The sequence below is a fragment of the Microbacterium sp. NPDC090281 genome, assembly GCF_044769635.1.
In the GTDB taxonomy this organism is placed as follows: Bacteria; Actinomycetota; Actinomycetes; order Actinomycetales; family Microbacteriaceae; genus Microbacterium.
In genome coordinates this window covers 1,270,968-1,287,498 of sequence record NZ_JBIVYH010000001.1, presented here as the reverse complement: position 1 = coordinate 1,287,498, position 16,531 = coordinate 1,270,968, and the positions used below count along the sequence as shown (strand labels likewise).

General features: G+C 68.7%; 16 protein-coding genes. 8 read left to right on the top strand and 8 right to left on the bottom strand.

Features of this window, described 5'->3' with window-relative positions; all coding sequences use genetic code 11:
• Position 1: 1 nt before the first annotated feature.
• From ACIQTX_RS06120 to ACIQTX_RS06105, 4 genes are all read right to left on the bottom strand, one after another.
• Complete coding sequence (locus ACIQTX_RS06120; RefSeq protein ID WP_105526230.1) at positions 2–1,375, bottom strand: FAD-dependent oxidoreductase; 1,374 nt, start codon at positions 1,373–1,375, stop codon at positions 2–4.
• A gap of 61 nt (positions 1,376–1,436) precedes the next feature.
• On the bottom strand, positions 1,437–2,498 hold the full coding sequence (locus ACIQTX_RS06115) for a polyprenyl synthetase family protein (RefSeq protein WP_402970227.1): 1,062 nt from the start codon (positions 2,496–2,498) through the stop codon (positions 1,437–1,439).
• Positions 2,499–2,544: 46 nt separating this feature from the next.
• Positions 2,545–3,264, bottom strand: coding sequence for a class I SAM-dependent methyltransferase (locus tag ACIQTX_RS06110; protein WP_105526232.1), 720 nt, complete (start codon positions 3,262–3,264; stop codon positions 2,545–2,547).
• The gene (locus tag ACIQTX_RS06105; protein ID WP_402970224.1) at positions 3,261–3,824 is read right to left on the bottom strand and encodes a hypothetical protein; all 564 of its coding nucleotides are present in this window, start codon (positions 3,822–3,824) and stop codon (positions 3,261–3,263) included. The genes ACIQTX_RS06110 and ACIQTX_RS06105 overlap by 4 nt, the downstream gene beginning before the upstream one ends.
• A gap of 56 nt (positions 3,825–3,880) precedes the next feature.
• Here ACIQTX_RS06105 and ACIQTX_RS06100 point away from each other — a divergent pair, with 56 nt between their 5' ends.
• Complete coding sequence (locus ACIQTX_RS06100) at positions 3,881–5,134, top strand: isochorismate synthase MenF (protein ID WP_402970221.1); 1,254 nt, start codon at positions 3,881–3,883, stop codon at positions 5,132–5,134.
• A gap of 13 nt (positions 5,135–5,147) precedes the next feature.
• Here ACIQTX_RS06100 and ACIQTX_RS06095 read toward each other — a convergent pair whose 3' ends face one another.
• From ACIQTX_RS06095 to ACIQTX_RS06085, 3 genes are read right to left on the bottom strand one after another with little or no spacing between them, the layout of a single operon-like run.
• Positions 5,148–5,990: a PPK2 family polyphosphate kinase gene (locus ACIQTX_RS06095; RefSeq protein WP_402970218.1), complete on the bottom strand. Its 843-nt coding sequence runs from the start codon at positions 5,988–5,990 to the stop codon at positions 5,148–5,150.
• 16 nt (positions 5,991–6,006) lie between these two features.
• Positions 6,007–7,656 carry a 2-succinyl-5-enolpyruvyl-6-hydroxy-3-cyclohexene-1-carboxylic-acid synthase gene (menD, locus tag ACIQTX_RS06090; protein WP_402972970.1) on the bottom strand — a complete coding sequence of 550 codons (1,650 nt, stop codon included), beginning with the start codon at positions 7,654–7,656 and terminating at the stop codon, positions 6,007–6,009.
• A 14-nt stretch (positions 7,657–7,670) separates the two neighbouring features.
• The gene (locus tag ACIQTX_RS06085) at positions 7,671–8,021 is read right to left on the bottom strand and encodes a PLD nuclease N-terminal domain-containing protein (protein WP_402970215.1); all 351 of its coding nucleotides are present in this window, start codon (positions 8,019–8,021) and stop codon (positions 7,671–7,673) included.
• A gap of 75 nt (positions 8,022–8,096) precedes the next feature.
• Here ACIQTX_RS06085 and ACIQTX_RS06080 point away from each other — a divergent pair, with 75 nt between their 5' ends.
• The 5 genes from ACIQTX_RS06080 to ACIQTX_RS06060 all read left to right on the top strand — a co-directional run bounded on the left by ACIQTX_RS06080 (position 8,097) and on the right by ACIQTX_RS06060 (position 13,180).
• Positions 8,097–8,516 carry a hypothetical protein gene (locus ACIQTX_RS06080; RefSeq protein ID WP_402970212.1) on the top strand — a complete coding sequence of 140 codons (420 nt, stop codon included), beginning with the start codon at positions 8,097–8,099 and terminating at the stop codon, positions 8,514–8,516.
• A 72-nt stretch (positions 8,517–8,588) separates the two neighbouring features.
• Positions 8,589–9,242, top strand: a complete 654-nt coding sequence (locus tag ACIQTX_RS06075; protein WP_402970209.1) for a DsbA family protein — start codon at positions 8,589–8,591, stop codon at positions 9,240–9,242.
• A gap of 90 nt (positions 9,243–9,332) precedes the next feature.
• Positions 9,333–10,145 carry a tyrosine-protein phosphatase gene (locus ACIQTX_RS06070; RefSeq protein WP_402970206.1) on the top strand — a complete coding sequence of 271 codons (813 nt, stop codon included), beginning with the start codon at positions 9,333–9,335 and terminating at the stop codon, positions 10,143–10,145.
• Between the two features lie 31 nt (positions 10,146–10,176).
• On the top strand, positions 10,177–12,252 hold the full coding sequence (locus tag ACIQTX_RS06065) for a bifunctional lysylphosphatidylglycerol flippase/synthetase MprF (RefSeq protein ID WP_402970203.1): 2,076 nt from the start codon (positions 10,177–10,179) through the stop codon (positions 12,250–12,252).
• Between the two features lie 97 nt (positions 12,253–12,349).
• On the top strand, positions 12,350–13,180 hold the full coding sequence (locus ACIQTX_RS06060; protein WP_402970200.1) for a nucleotidyltransferase domain-containing protein: 831 nt from the start codon (positions 12,350–12,352) through the stop codon (positions 13,178–13,180).
• A gap of 16 nt (positions 13,181–13,196) precedes the next feature.
• On the opposite strand, the gene tet(42) is transcribed toward ACIQTX_RS06060, so the two are convergent.
• Positions 13,197–14,483, bottom strand: a complete 1,287-nt coding sequence (gene tet(42), locus ACIQTX_RS06055; RefSeq protein ID WP_402970197.1) for a tetracycline efflux MFS transporter Tet(42) — start codon at positions 14,481–14,483, stop codon at positions 13,197–13,199.
• Between the two features lie 71 nt (positions 14,484–14,554).
• Between tet(42) and ACIQTX_RS06050 the strand changes: the two genes are divergently transcribed.
• Entirely contained in the window at positions 14,555–15,169 is a 615-nt protein-coding gene (locus ACIQTX_RS06050) for a TetR/AcrR family transcriptional regulator (RefSeq protein ID WP_402970194.1), read from the top strand.
• 61 nt (positions 15,170–15,230) lie between these two features.
• A complete protein-coding gene (locus tag ACIQTX_RS06045; protein WP_402970191.1) occupies positions 15,231–16,529 on the top strand; it encodes a Fic family protein in 1,299 nt (432 codons plus the stop codon).
• Positions 16,530–16,531 lie beyond the last annotated feature (2 nt).

Here is a 16,531-nt window from a genome sequence, read left to right as displayed (position 1 = left end):
GCTACTCCCCGCGCGAGACGCGGACCATCTCTTCACGAGGGACGACCTTGACGCGAGCGCGCTCCTCGGGGGCGCCGAGAGCGATCTCGTGCTCGTCGAGACGGTGCCAGCCGTCGAGGTCGGTCCAGCGCACGCCACGCTCCTGCAGGAGCGCCGGGATGGCTTCCTCCGAGGGATCCTCCGCATGCCACCACGAGCCCTGGTCGTTGATGATGTGCCGCACGGTCTCCATGGCGTCGGACTTCGTGTGTCCGATCAGACCCACGGGGCCGCGCTTGATCCACCCGGTCGCGTAGATGCCGGGGACGCGCTCGTTGGAGTCCTTCGCGAGAACCTGCCCCTCGCGGTTCGGGATCACGCCGTGCTTCTTGTCGAACGGCACACCGGGCAGCGGCGAACCGAAGTATCCGATGGCGCGATAGAGCGACTGGATCGGCACCTCGCGCATCTCACCGGTGCCCACGGCGCCACCCTGCCCGTCAGGCTGAGTGCGCTCGTACACGAGTGCGGCGACGCGTCCGGCGTCATCCTTGCGGATCTCGACCGGCTTCGCCCAGAAGTGCAGGTGCAGGCGGCGAGACGCCGTGCCCCCTGCGTTGTTGACCGAGTCGCGCTTGCGCCAGGACTGCAGGATGCGATCGATGACCATGACCTGCTTGTTGCTCGCGACGGCATCCTTCGCAGCGTCGTCGTAGTCGAAGTCCTCGTCGTACACGACCATGTCCACATCGCGGAGCTCACCGAGCTCACGCAGCTCGAGAGGGGTGAACTTCACCTGTGCAGGACCACGGCGTCCGAAGATGTGCACATCGGTGACTTCGCTGGCCTTGAGACCCTCATACACGTTGGCCGGCACCTCGGTGACGAGCAGGTCTTCCGCGTGCTTGGCGAGCATGCGTGCGACGTCGAGCGCGACGTTGCCGTTGCCGAGGACGCCGACGGACGCAGCATCCAGCGGCCACTCACGCGGGACGTCGGGGTGCCCGTCGAACCAGCTGACGTAGTCGGCAGCGCCGTAGGACGCGACGGCATCGATCCCGGGGATGTCCATCGACGTGTCGCGGATCGCTCCGGTCGAGAAGATCACCGCGTTGTAGTGCTTCTTCAGATCGTCGAGGGTGATGTCCTCGCCGAAGCGGACGTTGCCGAACAGGCGGATGTCACCGCGGTCGAGCACATCGCGCAGAGCCGTGATGATGCCCTTGATGCGGGGGTGGTCGGGCGCGACGCCGTAGCGCACCAGCCCGTACGGCGCCGGGAGCTGCTCGAAGAGATCGATCGAGACGTCGAACTTGCGCTCGGCCTTCAGCAGGATGTCCGCGGCGTAGATGCCGGCGGGGCCCGCACCGACGATGGCCAGTCTGAGCTTGGTCATGGGAGGTCCTTTCGTATGCCGTCGCAGCCGGCGCGCGACCCGACGGGCCGCCCGCGCAGATTCAGCTGGAGCGTTCGGCGAGGGTCTCTGCGAATCGAGTCAGTGCCTCACGCACAGTGCCGCGTGGGAGTGGCCGGAGGGCGTCGACGGCATCTCGCGTCCACGCGTGCGCGAGCTCGAGGGTCTTCTGCGTCACCGCATGGTCACGCAGCTCGTCCAACGGACCGTCGAGGATCGAAGGATCCGCGCCGTCTGCGATGAGGGCGACCCCGTCGTCGATGCGTGCCGCGAGATCGGTCGACGCCGCATCTCCCTCAGCCTTGAGCAGCAGGTACGGCATGGTCGGAACCCCTGCGCGCAGATCGGTCCCGGGCACCTTGCCCGTCTCCTCCGGCTTGGCCGAGAGGTCGATCACGTCGTCGAGCAGCTGGAAGGCGACGCCGATCTTCTCGCCGTACACGCGCAACGGCTCTTCGTACTCCGAAGAGGCGTTGGAGAAGATCACACCGCCCTGCGTGGCCGCCGCGATCAGCGAACCCGTCTTGTCGGCGAGCACCTGGATGTAGAACGCGATCGGGTCGTCGCCCTCCTGCGGACCGAGCGTCTCGTGCATCTGTCCGAGGACGAGACGCTCGAACGTGTCTGCCTGGAGCCGGATGGCGCGCTCGCCCAACCGCGACATCAGCTGGCTGGCGCGGGAGAACAGGATGTCGCCGGTGAGGATCGCGATGTTGTTTCCCCACACGGCGTGAGCGGCCGGAACTCCGCGTCGACGGTCGGCGCCGTCCATGACGTCGTCGTGGTAGAGCGAGCCGAGGTGGGTGATCTCCAGCGCCTTGGCGACGTCGATGACCTCAGTGGTGTTGCCGTCGCCGAGCTGGGCGGCGAGGAGCGTCAGGACGGGACGGATGCGCTTGCCGCCGGCCTCGTACAGGTAGCGGCTTGCCGCGTCTGCGAGCGGGTCTGCGACGCGGACGTCTTCGGCGAGCCCGGTCTCGACGAGTTCGAGCCCGTCTTCGATGGCGCGCGCCACACGTCGGGCGGCAGGGCCGATGAAGACGCGATCGCTGAAGCCGAGACGGCTCGCCAGTCGCGAACCCGGGGCGGTGGGGCTCGAAGTCACGGTCCCAGCCTACCTTCGTCGGGTGTCGCGGTTTCGACCGAGAGAATCACTCCGGCTTGCGCGCTCTGTGCAGGGCAACGATGCCGAACGAGAGATTGCGATAGGCGACGTCGACCCAACCGGCCTCGCGGATCCACGCCGAGAGCCGCTTCTGGTCCGGCCACTCGCGGATCGACTCGTTGAGGTAGTCGTAGGCGTCGCCGTTGGTGCCGGCGACGCGCGCGACGCGAGGCAGGACCTGGGCGTTGTAGAAGCGGTAGGCACCGCGGAAGAGCTTGGCCGGTGGGGTCGAGAACTCGTTGATCACGAGTCGGCCGCCGGGCTTGGTCACGCGGTACAGCTCGCGCAGCGCCTTCTTGGGGTCGTTCACGTTGCGCAGCGCATACGACATGGTGACGGCGTCGAACTGCGCGTCGGGGAACGGCAGATCGGTGGCATCCGCCTGCACGAACGACAGGTTGCGCATGGCACCGTGCCGGCGCTGGCCCTCGGCGAGCATCCCCGGCGAGAAGTCGGCCGCGACCACCTCGGCGCCGCTGCGCGCGAGCGATGCCGACGACGACGCGGTGCCGGCACCGAGATCGAGGATCCGCTCCCCCGGCTTCGGTGCGACCGCCCGGGTCGTCGCCGCGCGCCACAGGACGTCGTTGCCGAAGGTCATCGCCGTGTTGGTGCGGTCGTACCCCGCGGCGACCTGGTCGAACATGCCGCTGACGCGGGAGGGGTCCTTGCCGAGATCGGCGCGGTTCACATCGTTCGGGGTCACGGGTTCAGTCTAGGCGCGAGACCCAGGGCTTCGAGGCGGTCGAGCCACGGATCGGCGGTGGCATCGTCGAACGGAGCGACCTGCGCGCGCACCTGCGCCTCGAGGTCGAGCGCGAGGGCCTCGAGGTGGGTCATCACGTCGGCCGGATAGTCGTAGCGGGCGCTGTGCTCGGCCCACTCGTCGCGGTCGTCGACCCAGGTCCCGCGCGCCCCTTCCACACGCACCACATCGAGGTCCATGTCGATGCCGGTCGCCAGCAACGGGTCATCCGACCACCGGATGTCCCATCCCAGGTCGATGTAGATGCGCATGCCCTTGCGGTGACGACGGTTGACGGTCAGAGCATGGTCACCGCTCGCCGGAACGAGCGTGACGTTCGGACCGCCCGCGTGGAACTCGGCGCCGGGGCGCACGCTGTGCCATCCGACGGGCTGCCCGATCCAGTCGCCCCACTCATCGGCGCCGAGATAGACGCACTCGTGCCGCCAGTGCGGCGAGCCGTCCCACTTGCGCCACTGGAAGACCATCTCGGTACCGGGTGCGGGGCGTGCATCGCTCATCCGCTCACCCTACGACCACGCGAATCCATGCGCCCTGAGCGGCATAGGCTGGATGCGTGCACACCACCCACCTGGTCGTGGAGACCCGAGAGATCGACCCGGTCGAAGACCTCCTCGCCTACGCGGATCCCGCGCGGCCCCTCGCGTGGCTGCGCCGCGGAGACGGGATCGTCGCCGTCGGCGAGACTCTGGCGGAGATCCGACCTCCTGCGCGTGCCGATGAGTCGCGCACGGCGACGCTTGCGACCGTGTGGCGGGCCATGGCCGCGCAGGCGGAGATCTCCGACCCGGTGGGACTGCCCGGCAGCGGGCTGGTCGCATTCGGAGCGTTCGCGTTCGACGAGGACTCGGACGCCGACAGCGTGCTCGTGCTCCCGACGCAGGTGGTGGGACGACACGGCGACCGGTTCTGGCACACCACGATCCGCCACTCCGGAAACCCGCAGAGCGATGACCGCTTCGCCACGCAGCCCTATGGTCCGCACTGGGCCGGCACGCTCGGCCCCGGCGCGCAGAGCCCACAGGGGTACCAGGATTCGGTCCGCCGCGCCCTCACCCGCATCGCCGACGGCGAGTTGAGCAAGGTCGTGCTCGCACGCGATCTCACCGGCAGCATTCCGGCCGGGTCCGACCTTCGCCGCCTGGTGCGGGAGCTGTCGACCGGCTATCCCGACACCTGGGCCTTCGCCGTCGACGGGCTGATCGGCGCGAGCCCCGAGACTCTCGTGACCGTGCACGACGGCACCGTCACGGCGCGGGTGCTCGCCGGCACGATCGGTCGCGGAGCCGACGCGGATGCCGACACCGCAGCATCCGCCCACCTCGCCTCGAGCACGAAAGACCTCGACGAGCACCAGTACGCCGTGCAGAGCGTGCTCTCGTCGCTGCGCTCTCACACGCGGGTGCTCGCCGCGAGCGAGCAGCCCTTCCTGCTGAAGCTGCCGAACCTCTTCCACCTCGCAACCGACGTGGAGGGCGAGCTGGCGGACGGCGAGTCCGCGCTCGACCTCGTCGGGGTGCTGCATCCGACCGCCGCCGTCGCCGGCACACCGACGCCTTCGGCCATCGCCGCGATCCGCGACCTCGAGCCCTTCGACCGTGGCCGCTACGCCGGACCGGTCGGCTGGGTGGACGCTGCGGGCAACGGCGAATGGGCGATCGCGTTGCGTTGCGCGCAGTTCACCGCAGGTCGGGGTGAGATCGGTGTGACCGCATACGCGGGCGCGGGGATCGTCGCCGGCTCCGACCCGGAGAGCGAACTGCTCGAGACCCGCGTGAAGTTCCGGCCGCTGGTCGACGCGCTGGCCTGACCACGGCTTGCGCTCAGCTCGCGGCGAGGCGCTTCTTCTCGGTCTCGACGTCGAAGTCGGCGGCCGGCCACTGGGGGTCGATGTCCTCCAGCGCTGCGAGCAGCAGTTCCTGCACAGCGAGCCGCGCGTACCACTTGGCGTTCGCCGGGATCACGTGCCACGGCGCCGCCTCCGTCGAGGTGCGATCGAACACGGTCTGGTAGGCCTCCATGTACTGCGGCCACAGCATCCGCTCGTCCACGTCGCCCGGGTTGTACTTCCAGTGCTTGTCCGGGCGGTCGAGGCGCTCCATGAGGCGTTCCTTCTGCTCCTCGGGCGAAATGTGGAGCATCACTTTGACGATGCGGGTGCCGGATGCCGCGACACGGGCCTCGAACTCGTTGATCGCGTCATAGCGGCGCTCGATCTCGGCGGGTGCGGCGAGCTCGCGAACCCGTCCGATCAGCACGTCCTCGTAGTGGGAGCGGTCGAACACCCCGATGAACCCGGGCTCGGGCAGCCGCTTCTCGACCCGCCAGAGGAAGTCGTGCTCGCGCTCCTCTGCGGTCGGCGCCTTGAACGCGGCGAGCGCGACGCCCTGTGGGTCGACGCCGCCGACGACGTGCCGCACGATGCCGCCCTTGCCTGCCGAATCCATCGCCTGCAGCACCAGGAGCACCGCATCCTTGGCCACTCCCGCGCGGCTTTCGGCGAACAGTCGCTCCTGCAGGCCGTTCAGGCTCTCCAGTCCCGCGGCGAGGTCGCGAGCGCCGTGCGACTTGCCGCCGACGTATCCGGGCTTGCTGTCGGGATCGATGTCGGCGAGGCGGAAGCCCTCGTCGACCTGCAGCTTCTGCGTCCAGGTGTGCGCGTTCATACGCACATCCTGCCAGTCAACGCGGCAGCGGTACCTCGATGATCTGACGACCGCCGCGAGGCGAGGTCAGCGCCTGGTCGAGTGCGGTGCGGGTCGTGACCCGCTGGTACTCCCAGCCATAGGCGAGTGCGAGGTGCTCCAGGCGCACGGTATGCGGTGTGAAGAAGGCCCGGTCGAGGTCGCCGGGGCGCGCGGATGTCGCAACTTCCAGCGAGTCGAAGATGGTGCCGCCGCCGTCATTGCCGACGATGACCTGCAGCCGGGGCTCGGTCTCGTCCGGCGGGAGCAGCAGGGCACCGACATCGTGCAGGAAGGCGAGGTCGCCCAGCAGTACTCGGGTCACGCCCGGTGCGCCGGCAGCCTGACTGGCGATGGCGATGCCGGTCGCCGTCGCGATGGTGCCGTCGATGCCGGCCAGACCGCGATTTGCGTGGACCGGGACCTTCTTGCCGCCGAGCACCTGATCGGCGACGCGGACGAGTCGGGAGGAGCCGAACACCAGACGGTCGTGCGGCCAGGTGGCACGCCACACGGCGTCAGCGAGCAGCTTTCGGTCAAGCGGACGGCGGACCGCGTCGAGCTCGGCCTTCACCGCTTCTCTGCGGGCGGCGAAGTCGGTGGAGACGAGACCCTCCGAATCGGGTGCATGCTCGCTCAGATCGACGACCTCTGCGGCGGACGCCTGCAGCCACTCCCCGAGCCAGACGCGGTCGGCGGCGCCAGGAGCGACGGCGACCGATCCGACGGCTCGGGTGCGGTGGTTGAGGTTCAGCTCCTCGCCGCCCCGACGGACCGCGACGATGTCGACGTCGGGACGGGAGAGCAGCGCAGCGACTTCACGACTGAGCGTCGGGTGTCCGAGGACGACGACCCGCTCGATGCGGCCGCCGAGCTCGTCACGCGACAGCAGCCGGCGGTAGCCGTGCACGATCTGCCGTCCGAACCTCGCGCCGCTCACGATCTCGGCGATCAGCGGCCAGCCACCGGCGTGCGCGATCTCCTCGGCCTCGGAACCGGCATCGGCGCCGGCGACAACGACGGTGCGAGGACCGCGGTCGAGTGCGAAGGGCTCCTCATGGAGCGCGCTGGGCACCTCGCCGGGGACGACCGCCATCGTGGGCAGCACACCCGAGAGAGGTTCCCTGGCCGGGAGGTTCAGGTGCACGGGGCCGGCGATGCCGCGGACTCCGTGGTCTGCTTCGCTCGCTCCCACCGCCGCGGAGACAGCACGCTCGGCGAGCCCGGCCCAGTCGCCGTCGCCCGGCACCGGTGCATCGATCTGATCGCGCACCCAGGGATGGAAGAGCCCGTCCTGGAGCGTCGCCTGGTTTGCTCCGACGCCCCGCAGCTCGGGCGGACGGTCGGCGGTGAGCAGCACCATCGGCACGCCGGAGTGAAAGGACTCCATCACCGCGGGCAGCAGGTTGGCGACGGCCGTCCCCGAGGTGCAGATGACCGCGGCCGGCACACCCGTCTCCCTGGCGATTCCGAGCGCGGTGAATCCGGCGACTCGCTCGTCGATGCGCACATGCACCCTGAGATGCCCGTCATCGGCTGCGCGCACGGCGGCGAGCGCGAGAGCCTGCGAGCGCGAACCGGGAGACAGCACGATGTCGCGCACACCGTTGGCGACGAGGTCGGCGATCAGGGATGCCGCAGCATCCATCGCCGGAGACGAGGTCACGGGCGCTGGTCCGTGGCGGGAGGGTCGTCGGTCTCCTCGTCCAATCGGGCGAGTTCCTCTTCGAGGCGGCTGATGCGCGCGTCCTGCTCGGTCTTGCTGATGCTGCGCAGGAAAGCGGGGTCGTCATCCGGTGCGATGACGGGGCGCATGCCGGGGTCGTTCGCGCGCCTACGGCCGATGATGAACCAGAGGATGCCGCCGATCACGGGCAGGAGCACCACGATGAAGATCCAGGCGGTCTTGGGCACGCCACGGTGCCGCGTCGCCGGCTGCACAGCGCAGTCGACGATGCTGAACACCCAGAACACGGCGGCGAGGAAGCCGCCGACGATCAGTAGTCTCGCCACTCCCTCAGTCTAGGCGCGTCAGAGGTGCCCCGGCCCCGGAAAGGGCAGAGGGGCCGTTGCTAGACTGCGCGGGAAATGCTGCCCTCATCGCCGGATCGGATGCCGCGAGCGCGGGCCGAGCGGATGCTGATCGCCCGGGTGATCACCGCCGTCGGCCTCGCGCTGCTGCTCGTGGTCGGCGCGTGGTCGACCTCACGCGGCTCCGCCGATGTGCATGCCACCCTCTGCGTCGCGGCCGGTGTCTCGACCCCCGCCGGAGCGGCGTCGAGCGCGGACGACTCGAGCACGATCGACGTCCTCACCTCCGAGGTCGGCGTCTGCCTGCTCGCGGTGCTCTGCGGCGTCGCGCTGGTGCTGATCTTCCGACGACTCGCCGGTCACGGCACCCGGCCCCTCGGCAGCCGCGCACCCCGCACCGTCACACCGAGTCGGGCGGGGCCGAGCGCCCTCGTTCCCGCACTCACCCTCACGCAGCTCTCGATCTCCCGCACCTGAACTCCGACGCACGCATCGAGCCGCCCCGCGCGGCATCCCTTCCCTCGTCGTACCCGTGTGTCTGGAGACCCCATGAAGAACTCTGTCAAAGCGACCCTGATCGCCATCGCCGTCGCCGTCGTCCTGCTGATCGCCGGCATCGTCTTCGCGATCACCCAACAACAACCCTCCGCGCCATCCGAGGGCGGCGAGCCTCAGCAGACCTTCCGCACCGACTCCCGGGTGCTCGACGACGGGGGCGAGGGCGCGGTCACCGTCGTCGAGTTCCTCGACTTCGAGTGCGAGGCCTGCGGGGCGTTCTACCCGGTCGTCGAAGACCTCCGGGAGAAGTACGACGGCGAGATCACCTACGTCGTCCGCTATTTCCCCCTGCCAGGACACACCAACTCCACCCAGGCCGCCCTCGCCGCCGAGGCGGCCGGCCAGCAGGACCGCTTCGAGGACATGTACCACCGCCTGTTCGAGACGCAGGCGCAGTGGGGCGAGCAGTCGGAGGAGACTCCCGAGGTGTTCCGCGCCTTCGCAGAAGACCTCGGCCTCGACATGGCCGCCTACGACGCCGCCATCGCCGACCCCGCGACCGCCCAGCGCGTGCAGTCCGACAAGACCGACGGCGAGAAGCTCGAGGTGAACAGCACGCCGACGTTCTTCATCGACGGCGAGAAGGTCGTGCTGCAGGAGTGGGACGACCTGGAACAGGCCATCGAGAAGGCCGTCAAGGGCTGAGACGGCGGGCGGGATCGCGCACCCTCCGTGTCGGCGCCGCGCGATCCCGCCGCACCGATATTCTGGCCGCATACCCAGGAGAGGGCCAGAATGACCATCGATATCTCGACCGCTTTGCAGACGACGCACAACGCCCGCGAACTCGCCGGGCTCCCGACCTCCGGAGGCGGGACGCTCGCCTCCGGACTCCTCTTCCGGTCGGACGCCCTCGCCGCGCTCACGGATGAGGGGCTGCAGGCACTGGCCGACTTCCGCATCGGCACCGTCATCGATCTGCGCACGGATGGCGAGCGCTCCCGTGCCGCTGACCGTCTCCCCGATGACGGCAGCATCACGCTGCTGACTCTGCCCATGCAGGGCGGTGCGATGGACGAGATGGTCAAGCAGCTGCTCCCCGCGGCCGGCAGCGTAGGACTCTCGGTGACCCAGGTTGCCGAGGTGCTGAAGCAGGTGCCGACCCTGGAGGAGCTGTACATCGCGATCCTCGAAGCCAGCGCCCCGCAGTTCGCGACCATCGCCCGGACCGTGCTCGTCTCCTCCCGCACCACCCGGCCGGGCGTGCTGTTCCACTGCACCGCGGGTAAGGATCGCACCGGTCTCGCCGCCGCGATCCTGCTGCTCGTCGCCGAGGTACCCCGTCAGGCGATCGTCACGGACTACACGCAGACGGAGAAGAACCTCGCACGGGGATTCGCCGAAGCGCTCACGGCGCTGATCACCTCGCTCGGCGTTCCGCTCACCCCGGCGCTGAAGACTCTGGCGACAGAGTCCCCCGCGTCGGCCATCGAGACGGCCATGGACTGGATCAGCGCCAATCATGGCGATGTCTCGGGCTACCTGCGAAGCGGTGGGATGACCGACGAGGAGATCGCCGACCTCCGACGGGTGCTTCGCGGCGAGTAGCCGCTGACACCGCAGTCGCTACGCTGAGCGCATGACTGAGGAGCGCTCCCCCTCGCCGCACCCCGTGATGGCGGTCGTCCGGCGGATCCCGGCGACGCTGACGATGATGCTGCTGATCATCGCGGTGGGAGTGATCTGGCGCGGACTCTGGGCGCCCTTCGAGGACACGGCGCTGTTCAAGACCGTCGCCTACGGGCTGCCGAACCTCGCCGACGGCAAGTGGTGGACGCCCCTGACCGGCACGTTCTTCGTGAACCAGCCGTGGGTCTACCTGTTCACGATCGCCGGCTTCTGGGGCATGGCCTATCTGGAGTTCCGTCGCGGATCCCGGGTCGCGCTCGCCTACTACTGGGTCGGTCAGCTGTTCGCGATCTTCGCCACCGCTCTGCTGCTGTTCGTGCTCTCGCAGTTCCCGTGGGCGTGGGCCGCAGAGCAGGCGCAGGCGCTCGACGTCGGAGCCTCCGGCGGCACGATGGCCTGCATCGCGGCGGCGGTCGGTCTGTTCCGCCCGCCGTGGCGGGTGCGCGGGTGGCTCATCCTGCTCGGTTTCGTGTTCATCGCGATGCTCTTCTGGGGCAAGGTCGCCGACCTCGAGCACCTGCTCGCGGTGCTGCTGATCCTCGTCGTAGATCGGTCGCTGCGAGTGCGGCACACGACCGTCCGCGAACAGCGACTGATCGCCGTGGTGGCAATGCTCGTGCTCGGCGCGGTCGAGATCATCACGACCCTCGTGCCGACAGACGGGCCGTTCGGTCCGACCGAACCCGTCTCCGGCGGCTTCATCAGCCTCGCCATTGACCTCGTCGTGATCCTGGTGCTCGTGAACGGTCTGCGTCGAGGTCGACGCTTCGCCTGGGTGCTCGCGCTCCTGCTCGGGCTCTTCAACGTGCTGATCGCGGCACTCGTGCTCACCCTCATCACGGTGTTCAGTCAGGCCCAGCTCGACGTCCGCTGGGACGGCGAGACCGAGCTCGAACTGGCCAACGGCTTCCTCTGGCTGATCATGCTCGTGTACCTGGTGTGGGTGCGCCGAGCATTCCGGGCAAAGCGTCGCGCCAAACTCGGCATCCAGCCGGCCCCGACCGTGGACGAGCTGAAACAGGAACTGCGTGCGCATGGTGGCGGGACGCTCTCGTGGATGACGACATGGGAGGGCAACAGCTACGCGCGCGTCAACGGCGGCATCGTCGCGTATCAGCGTAGAAACGGCGTGGCACTGGCGCTCGCCGACCCGATCGGACCAGCGGCCGGCCGCGCCGAGGCCGTGACGGACTTCATCCACGCTGCCGAACTCGCCGGCCTCGTCCCCTGCTTCTTCAGCGCGGACGAAGCCACCCGCGCGGCGGTCCCCTCCACCTGGCGGAGCATCGTCGTGGCCGACGACACGATCGTCGACCTGCCGGGGCTGGAGTTCACAGGCAAGCGCTGGAACTCGGTGCGCACCTCGCTCAACAAGGCGGGCCGGGAGGAGATGACCTTCCGGATGACGCACCTCAAGGCGGAGCCGTGGGGTGTGCAGCAACAGTTGCGGGCGATCTCCGAGGCCTGGGTCGGCGACAAGGATCTGCCCGAGATGCGCTTCACCCTCGGCACGCTCGACGAGGCGGAGGATCCGGAGGTGCGGCTCGCCCTGGCGCTCGCCCCCAACGGCGACGTCGACGGCTTCCTCTCCTGGCTGCCGGTGCACGGGGAGGACGGTGCGGTGCGCGGCTGGACCCTCGACCTCATGCGTCGGCGGGAAGGTGGCTTCGGCCCGGTGATGGAGTACCTGATCGGATCGTCTGCGAAGCAGTTCTCCGAGGAGGGCGCGCAGATCATGTCACTCTCGGGCGCACCGCTCGCCCACGACTATCCGCCGGACGCCGGAGTGATCGCGGCTCTCAGCGATCGGCTCGCCGAGGCCCTGGAGCCGGTCTACGGCTTCGGGTCGCTGCACCGCTTCAAGCAGAAGTTCCACCCACGCTACGAGACCATGTACCTGCTCTTCCGCGACGAGAGCGACCTCACCCGCATCGGCGGGGCGCTCACCCGGGCGTTCCTGCCGGACGCGACGCTGCGGCAGTTCGCCGGTGCGGGGCTCGAGCTCGTGCGCGGCGGGAAGGACTGAGCCTCGCGGCTATTACGTTTTCCGGATAGCGCGACCGTATGTCGATTTCCGGATAGAGGTCGAACCCGCTCGCGACCGTGTGAGTACGATCGGTGTCGTGCTCGATGAAGAACGCCTCCGCTCCATGGCCGATGAACTGAGCCGGGTGTCCGGCGTGCGGGCCGTCGCGCTGGGAGGCAGTCGCGCCCGCGGCACGCATCGTCCCGACTCCGACATCGATCTGGGTCTGTACGTCGACGCGGACCTCGACCGCGCCGGCCTGGCACGGGTGGCGAGCGGCTGGACCGGCGAAGCCGTCGAGGTCGCCGAGCGGGGCGGATGGGGACCATGGGTCGACGGCGGTGCCTGGCTGATCGTCGACGGCGTGCCGGTCGACCTCATCCTCCGCGATGTCACCCGCGTCGAGGAGCAGTGCGCCCGTGCAGTTCGGGGCGAGTTCGCCTTTCACGCCCAGCCGGGGCATCCGCTGGGCTTCCTCGACGTCGCCTACGCGGGCGAAGTGGCGACGAGTGTGCCGCTTCGTGATCCGGAGGGGATCCTGGTCGCGCTGGCGCGCAGTGTCACCCCCTACCCCGAGACTCTCCGCGACGCATTCATCGCCAACCTCTGGCAGGTCGATTTCCTGCTGAACGCGGCCATGAAGGGCGCGAAGGCGGGTGACGTCGCCTACGTGTCGCTGTGCGGGACCACGACGACGATGCTCACCGCGCACGCCTGGCATGCCTCTGCCGGCAACTGGGTCACGAACGAGAAGGGCCTGGTGCCGAACGTGGCTCGCCTCGCCACCGACACCCGCGGGTTCAGCGCGGCAGCGGCAGCGGCGCTCGGAAACCTCGGAACGTCGCCGGACGAGCTTCTGGCCACGATCACACGACTGCGGGAGCTGCCGCGCCCGGCAACTCCCGCAGGTGGATCAGACCTCAGCTGATCGACCTGACCGGCCTTCAGCCGACCGTCTCGGCGAGCTCTGCGGGAGTCTCGCCGGTCATGTCGCCGGTGGGACGCTTGGCCGTGTTCGCGATGTGCGCACGGCTGACGACGATCGCGGCGACGATCATGAGCGCGACACCGAGCCAGTAGGGCGCGGCGTGGCTGACCAGGGCGTAGAGCGCACCCGCGATGAGCGGCGCTGCCGTGCCCATCGCCGCGTTCAGCGACTGGGTCGCCCCGCCGAGCCAGCCCTGCTCGTCGTCGCCGACGGCGTTCGACATCGCGCCGTCCATGGCGGCCTGCGATGCGCCTTGGCCCGCCGCGAGCATGAGCGCGCCGACGATGAACACCCAGGGCTGGGCGAAGACGGAGGCGACGATGGCGAGGGCCGCGAGACCGATCATCTGCGCGATGATGCCGCTCACGATCACCCCGCGCTCACCGATGCGGGGAAGCAGGATGCCCAGCAGAACGCCCTGGATGACGATGTCGATGATGCCGACGGCCGCGGTCAGCAGACCGATCTGGGTCGGGCCCCACTGGATGGAGTCCAGGGCGAGCACGCTGAAGTTGTTCACGAAGAACCCGAACGGCAGGGCGAGCAGTCCGAAGCCGATCATCAGTCCGCGCAGCTCCTTGCGGCCGAACGCGTCCTTGAAGACGGCGAACGGCTGGACATCGCGCAGCTTGATCGTGGCGATGCGATTGCCTGGCTTGAGGCTCTCGGGGAGCAGGAAGATGCTGAGGATCGCGATCGTGAGGGCGACGGCCGCTGTGAGGAAGACCGGGAGCTGGATGCTCACCGCGGCGAGGAGACCACCGATCGCCGGGCCGATCATGGTGCCGATGCCGGAAAGGGCGCCGAGAAGCCCGAAGCGCTTCGCGCGCTGTTCGGGCGGGGTGATGTCGGCGAGGTAGGCGAAGAGGGCGGGAAGGTCGCCGGCGGTCAGCCCCTGGATGACGCGGGCGAGGACGAGCACCCAGATCGCACCGCCGAAGCCGAACAGCGCCATGGAGAACGCGGCGCCGAACGCCGCGACGATGATGACGGGTCGACGGCCGAAGCGGTCGGAAAGTCGGCCGAGGAACGGGGCGACCAGGAAGGCGCAGAGTCCGTTGATCGCCTCGAGCACACCCACCCAGATGGCGAGGTCGCTCTCGTGCGAGACGTACTGCAGCACGACGAAGGGGAGGACAGGAAGGACGACCGTCATGCCGATGACGGTGAGCATCGTGAGGACGATGAGCATGATCCACGCGCGGTTCTGATCCCGTCGCGTGAGGGAAGTAGGTGAAGTCATACCGAAAGTGTATCGATACCAGTTTTGGTGTCAAGCCAGGTTTGTAGTCGGTTCACGGTAGGCTGTCGAGCATGACGACTCCAGAACCCCTCGGGCGCCGTGAACGGAAGAAGGCCGCGACTCGTAAGGCGATCTCCGACGTCGCGACGATGATGTTCCTGGAGCGCGGCTTCGACAACGTGAGCATCCGCGAGGTCGCCGACGCCGCGGACGTCTCCCCGACGACCGTCTTCGCGCACTTCCCGCAGAAGGAGGCCCTCGTCTTCGACGAGGACGACGAGCAACGCGACCGCCTCGTCGCGGCGGTACGGGAGCGCCCCGAGGGGAGCACGATCAACCACGCGATCCACGACTTCTTCTCCACCGAGGTCAAGGCGAACTTCGACGAGCACGGTGACGACGTCACTCGTGTCTTCATGCGCTTCCTCAACGAGACGCCGGCACTGCGCGACTATGCGGCGAAGATGTGGCTCCGACACGAGGATGCCCTCGCCGCAGCCATCGCCGAGGAACTCGGCCTCAGCGAGCCCGTCGCCGAGATCCGCGTCTACGCCCGGTTCGTGCTGCAGATGCAGCTGCTCATCAACGACAGCGATAACCCCCTCGAAACCGTGGACGCGGGGTTCCGCGTGCTCGAGAGCGGGTGGGCCCCGGTCGAGGCCCGGCTCGCCGGATCCAAAGCTTGATTAACTTTAGATGCGCTAAAGTTAATCAAGCGACACGGTCGCCCAGGTTATGGAGGTGACCATGGCACGGTTCGTCGAACGCCTGTGGAACCCGACGGAATACGGACAGCTGAGCCGACGCGACCGCGCGGCCGGCCGCTATCGCGCCTACGTCCCCGATGAACTCGGGTCTGCGCTCCCCCCAATCGGGTCCGAGGCTCGGGCCGCCGCAGAGGACGCCCTCACTGTGCTCGCGCGGGCAGACGAACGTATCGGCTCCCGATCCTCTTACCTCAACCACCTGCTGATCCGGTCGGAGAGCATCTCGTCGTCGTGGATCGAAGGCAATCGGATCACACCCAAACGCCTCGCGGTGGCCGAACTCCTCCATCACGGCCCACGCGTCGCGCTCGATGTCATCGGCAACGTCCGAGCAACCGAAGATGCGATCGACGCGCTCGCAGATCACCGTCGGATCATCGAGGTCGCCGACATCGAGGACCTGCAGCACGTGATCGAGCCCTCCCTCGAGCGCGGGCTACGAACCGAGCAGAACTGGGTCGGCGGAGCCGGTTGGAGCCCTCTCCGCGCCGAGTTCATCCCCCCGCCCGAGTCCGAAGTCGAGCGACTCGTGTCCGACCTCGCCGGCTTCCTCACCCAGACCTCCGGCAACGCCGTCGTCCGCGCGGCCATCGCCCACGCCCAGTTCGAGACGATCCACCCCTTCATCGATGGCAACGGACGCACCGGGCGCGCGCTCATCCACACGGTGCTGCGACGCGCGGACGCCGTGCGCCATACCCTGATCCCGATCAGTACCGTCTTCGCCGGAGACACCGACTCGTATATCGCCGGTCTCTCGGCCTTCCGAGCGGATCCTCCACGCCTCGACGAATGGGTGCTCGGCTTCGCGAGGGCGACCGAGCTCGCCGCCGCGAACGCCGTGCGCCTTGCCGATGACATCGCCTCACTGGACGCGCAGATCAATGCCGACTTCATCGCCTATCGCCGCGCGCAGGGACTCTCGCCTGCGGTACCGAGACGCGACTCCGTGGCCCTCCGCATCCTGGAGCGCCTTGCGTCCGAACCCGTTCTGACGATCGATTCAGTCGCAGAGCGCCACGGCGTATCGACAACGGCTGCCCACCGAGCCCTCACCCTGCTGGCCGACGCAGACATCCTGTCCCGCACCAAAGACCAGCGCGGACGGCTCGTGTGCTGGTCCGCCGATCGTCACCTCGCCCTCGTCGCACTCACCGAGCGCAGCAACCGTATCGGTGGCGGCGACACCGCTGCTCGGGCCCCCAGATCAGGACCACCTCAACCGGAGATCGAGCGGCTGGGCCTGCTGCGCGATCTCTCTGGTGACACCGACGGGTAGAA

Bases quoted from the DNA above. Each gene is read 5' to 3' on its own strand.
- ACIQTX_RS06050 (WP_402970194.1), top strand. From the start codon at position 14,555: ATGACGACTCCAGAACCCCTCGGGCGCCGTGAACGGAAGAAGGCCGCG.
- ACIQTX_RS06070 (WP_402970206.1), top strand. From the start codon at position 9,333: ATGACCATCGATATCTCGACCGCTTTGCAGACGACGCACAACGCCCGC.
- ACIQTX_RS06045 (WP_402970191.1), top strand. From the start codon at position 15,231: ATGGCACGGTTCGTCGAACGCCTGTGGAACCCGACGGAATACGGACAG.
- ACIQTX_RS06065 (WP_402970203.1), top strand. From the start codon at position 10,177: ATGACTGAGGAGCGCTCCCCCTCGCCGCACCCCGTGATGGCGGTCGTC.
- ACIQTX_RS06095 (WP_402970218.1), bottom strand. From the start codon at position 5,990: ATGAACGCGCACACCTGGACGCAGAAGCTGCAGGTCGACGAGGGCTTC.
- ACIQTX_RS06075 (WP_402970209.1), top strand. From the start codon at position 8,589: ATGAAGAACTCTGTCAAAGCGACCCTGATCGCCATCGCCGTCGCCGTC.
- menD (WP_402972970.1), bottom strand. From the start codon at position 7,656: ATGGATGCTGCGGCATCCCTGATCGCCGACCTCGTCGCCAACGGTGTG.
- ACIQTX_RS06080 (WP_402970212.1), top strand. From the start codon at position 8,097: ATGCTGCCCTCATCGCCGGATCGGATGCCGCGAGCGCGGGCCGAGCGG.
- ACIQTX_RS06120 (WP_105526230.1), bottom strand. From the start codon at position 1,375: ATGACCAAGCTCAGACTGGCCATCGTCGGTGCGGGCCCCGCCGGCATC.
- ACIQTX_RS06105 (WP_402970224.1), bottom strand. From the start codon at position 3,824: ATGAGCGATGCACGCCCCGCACCCGGTACCGAGATGGTCTTCCAGTGG.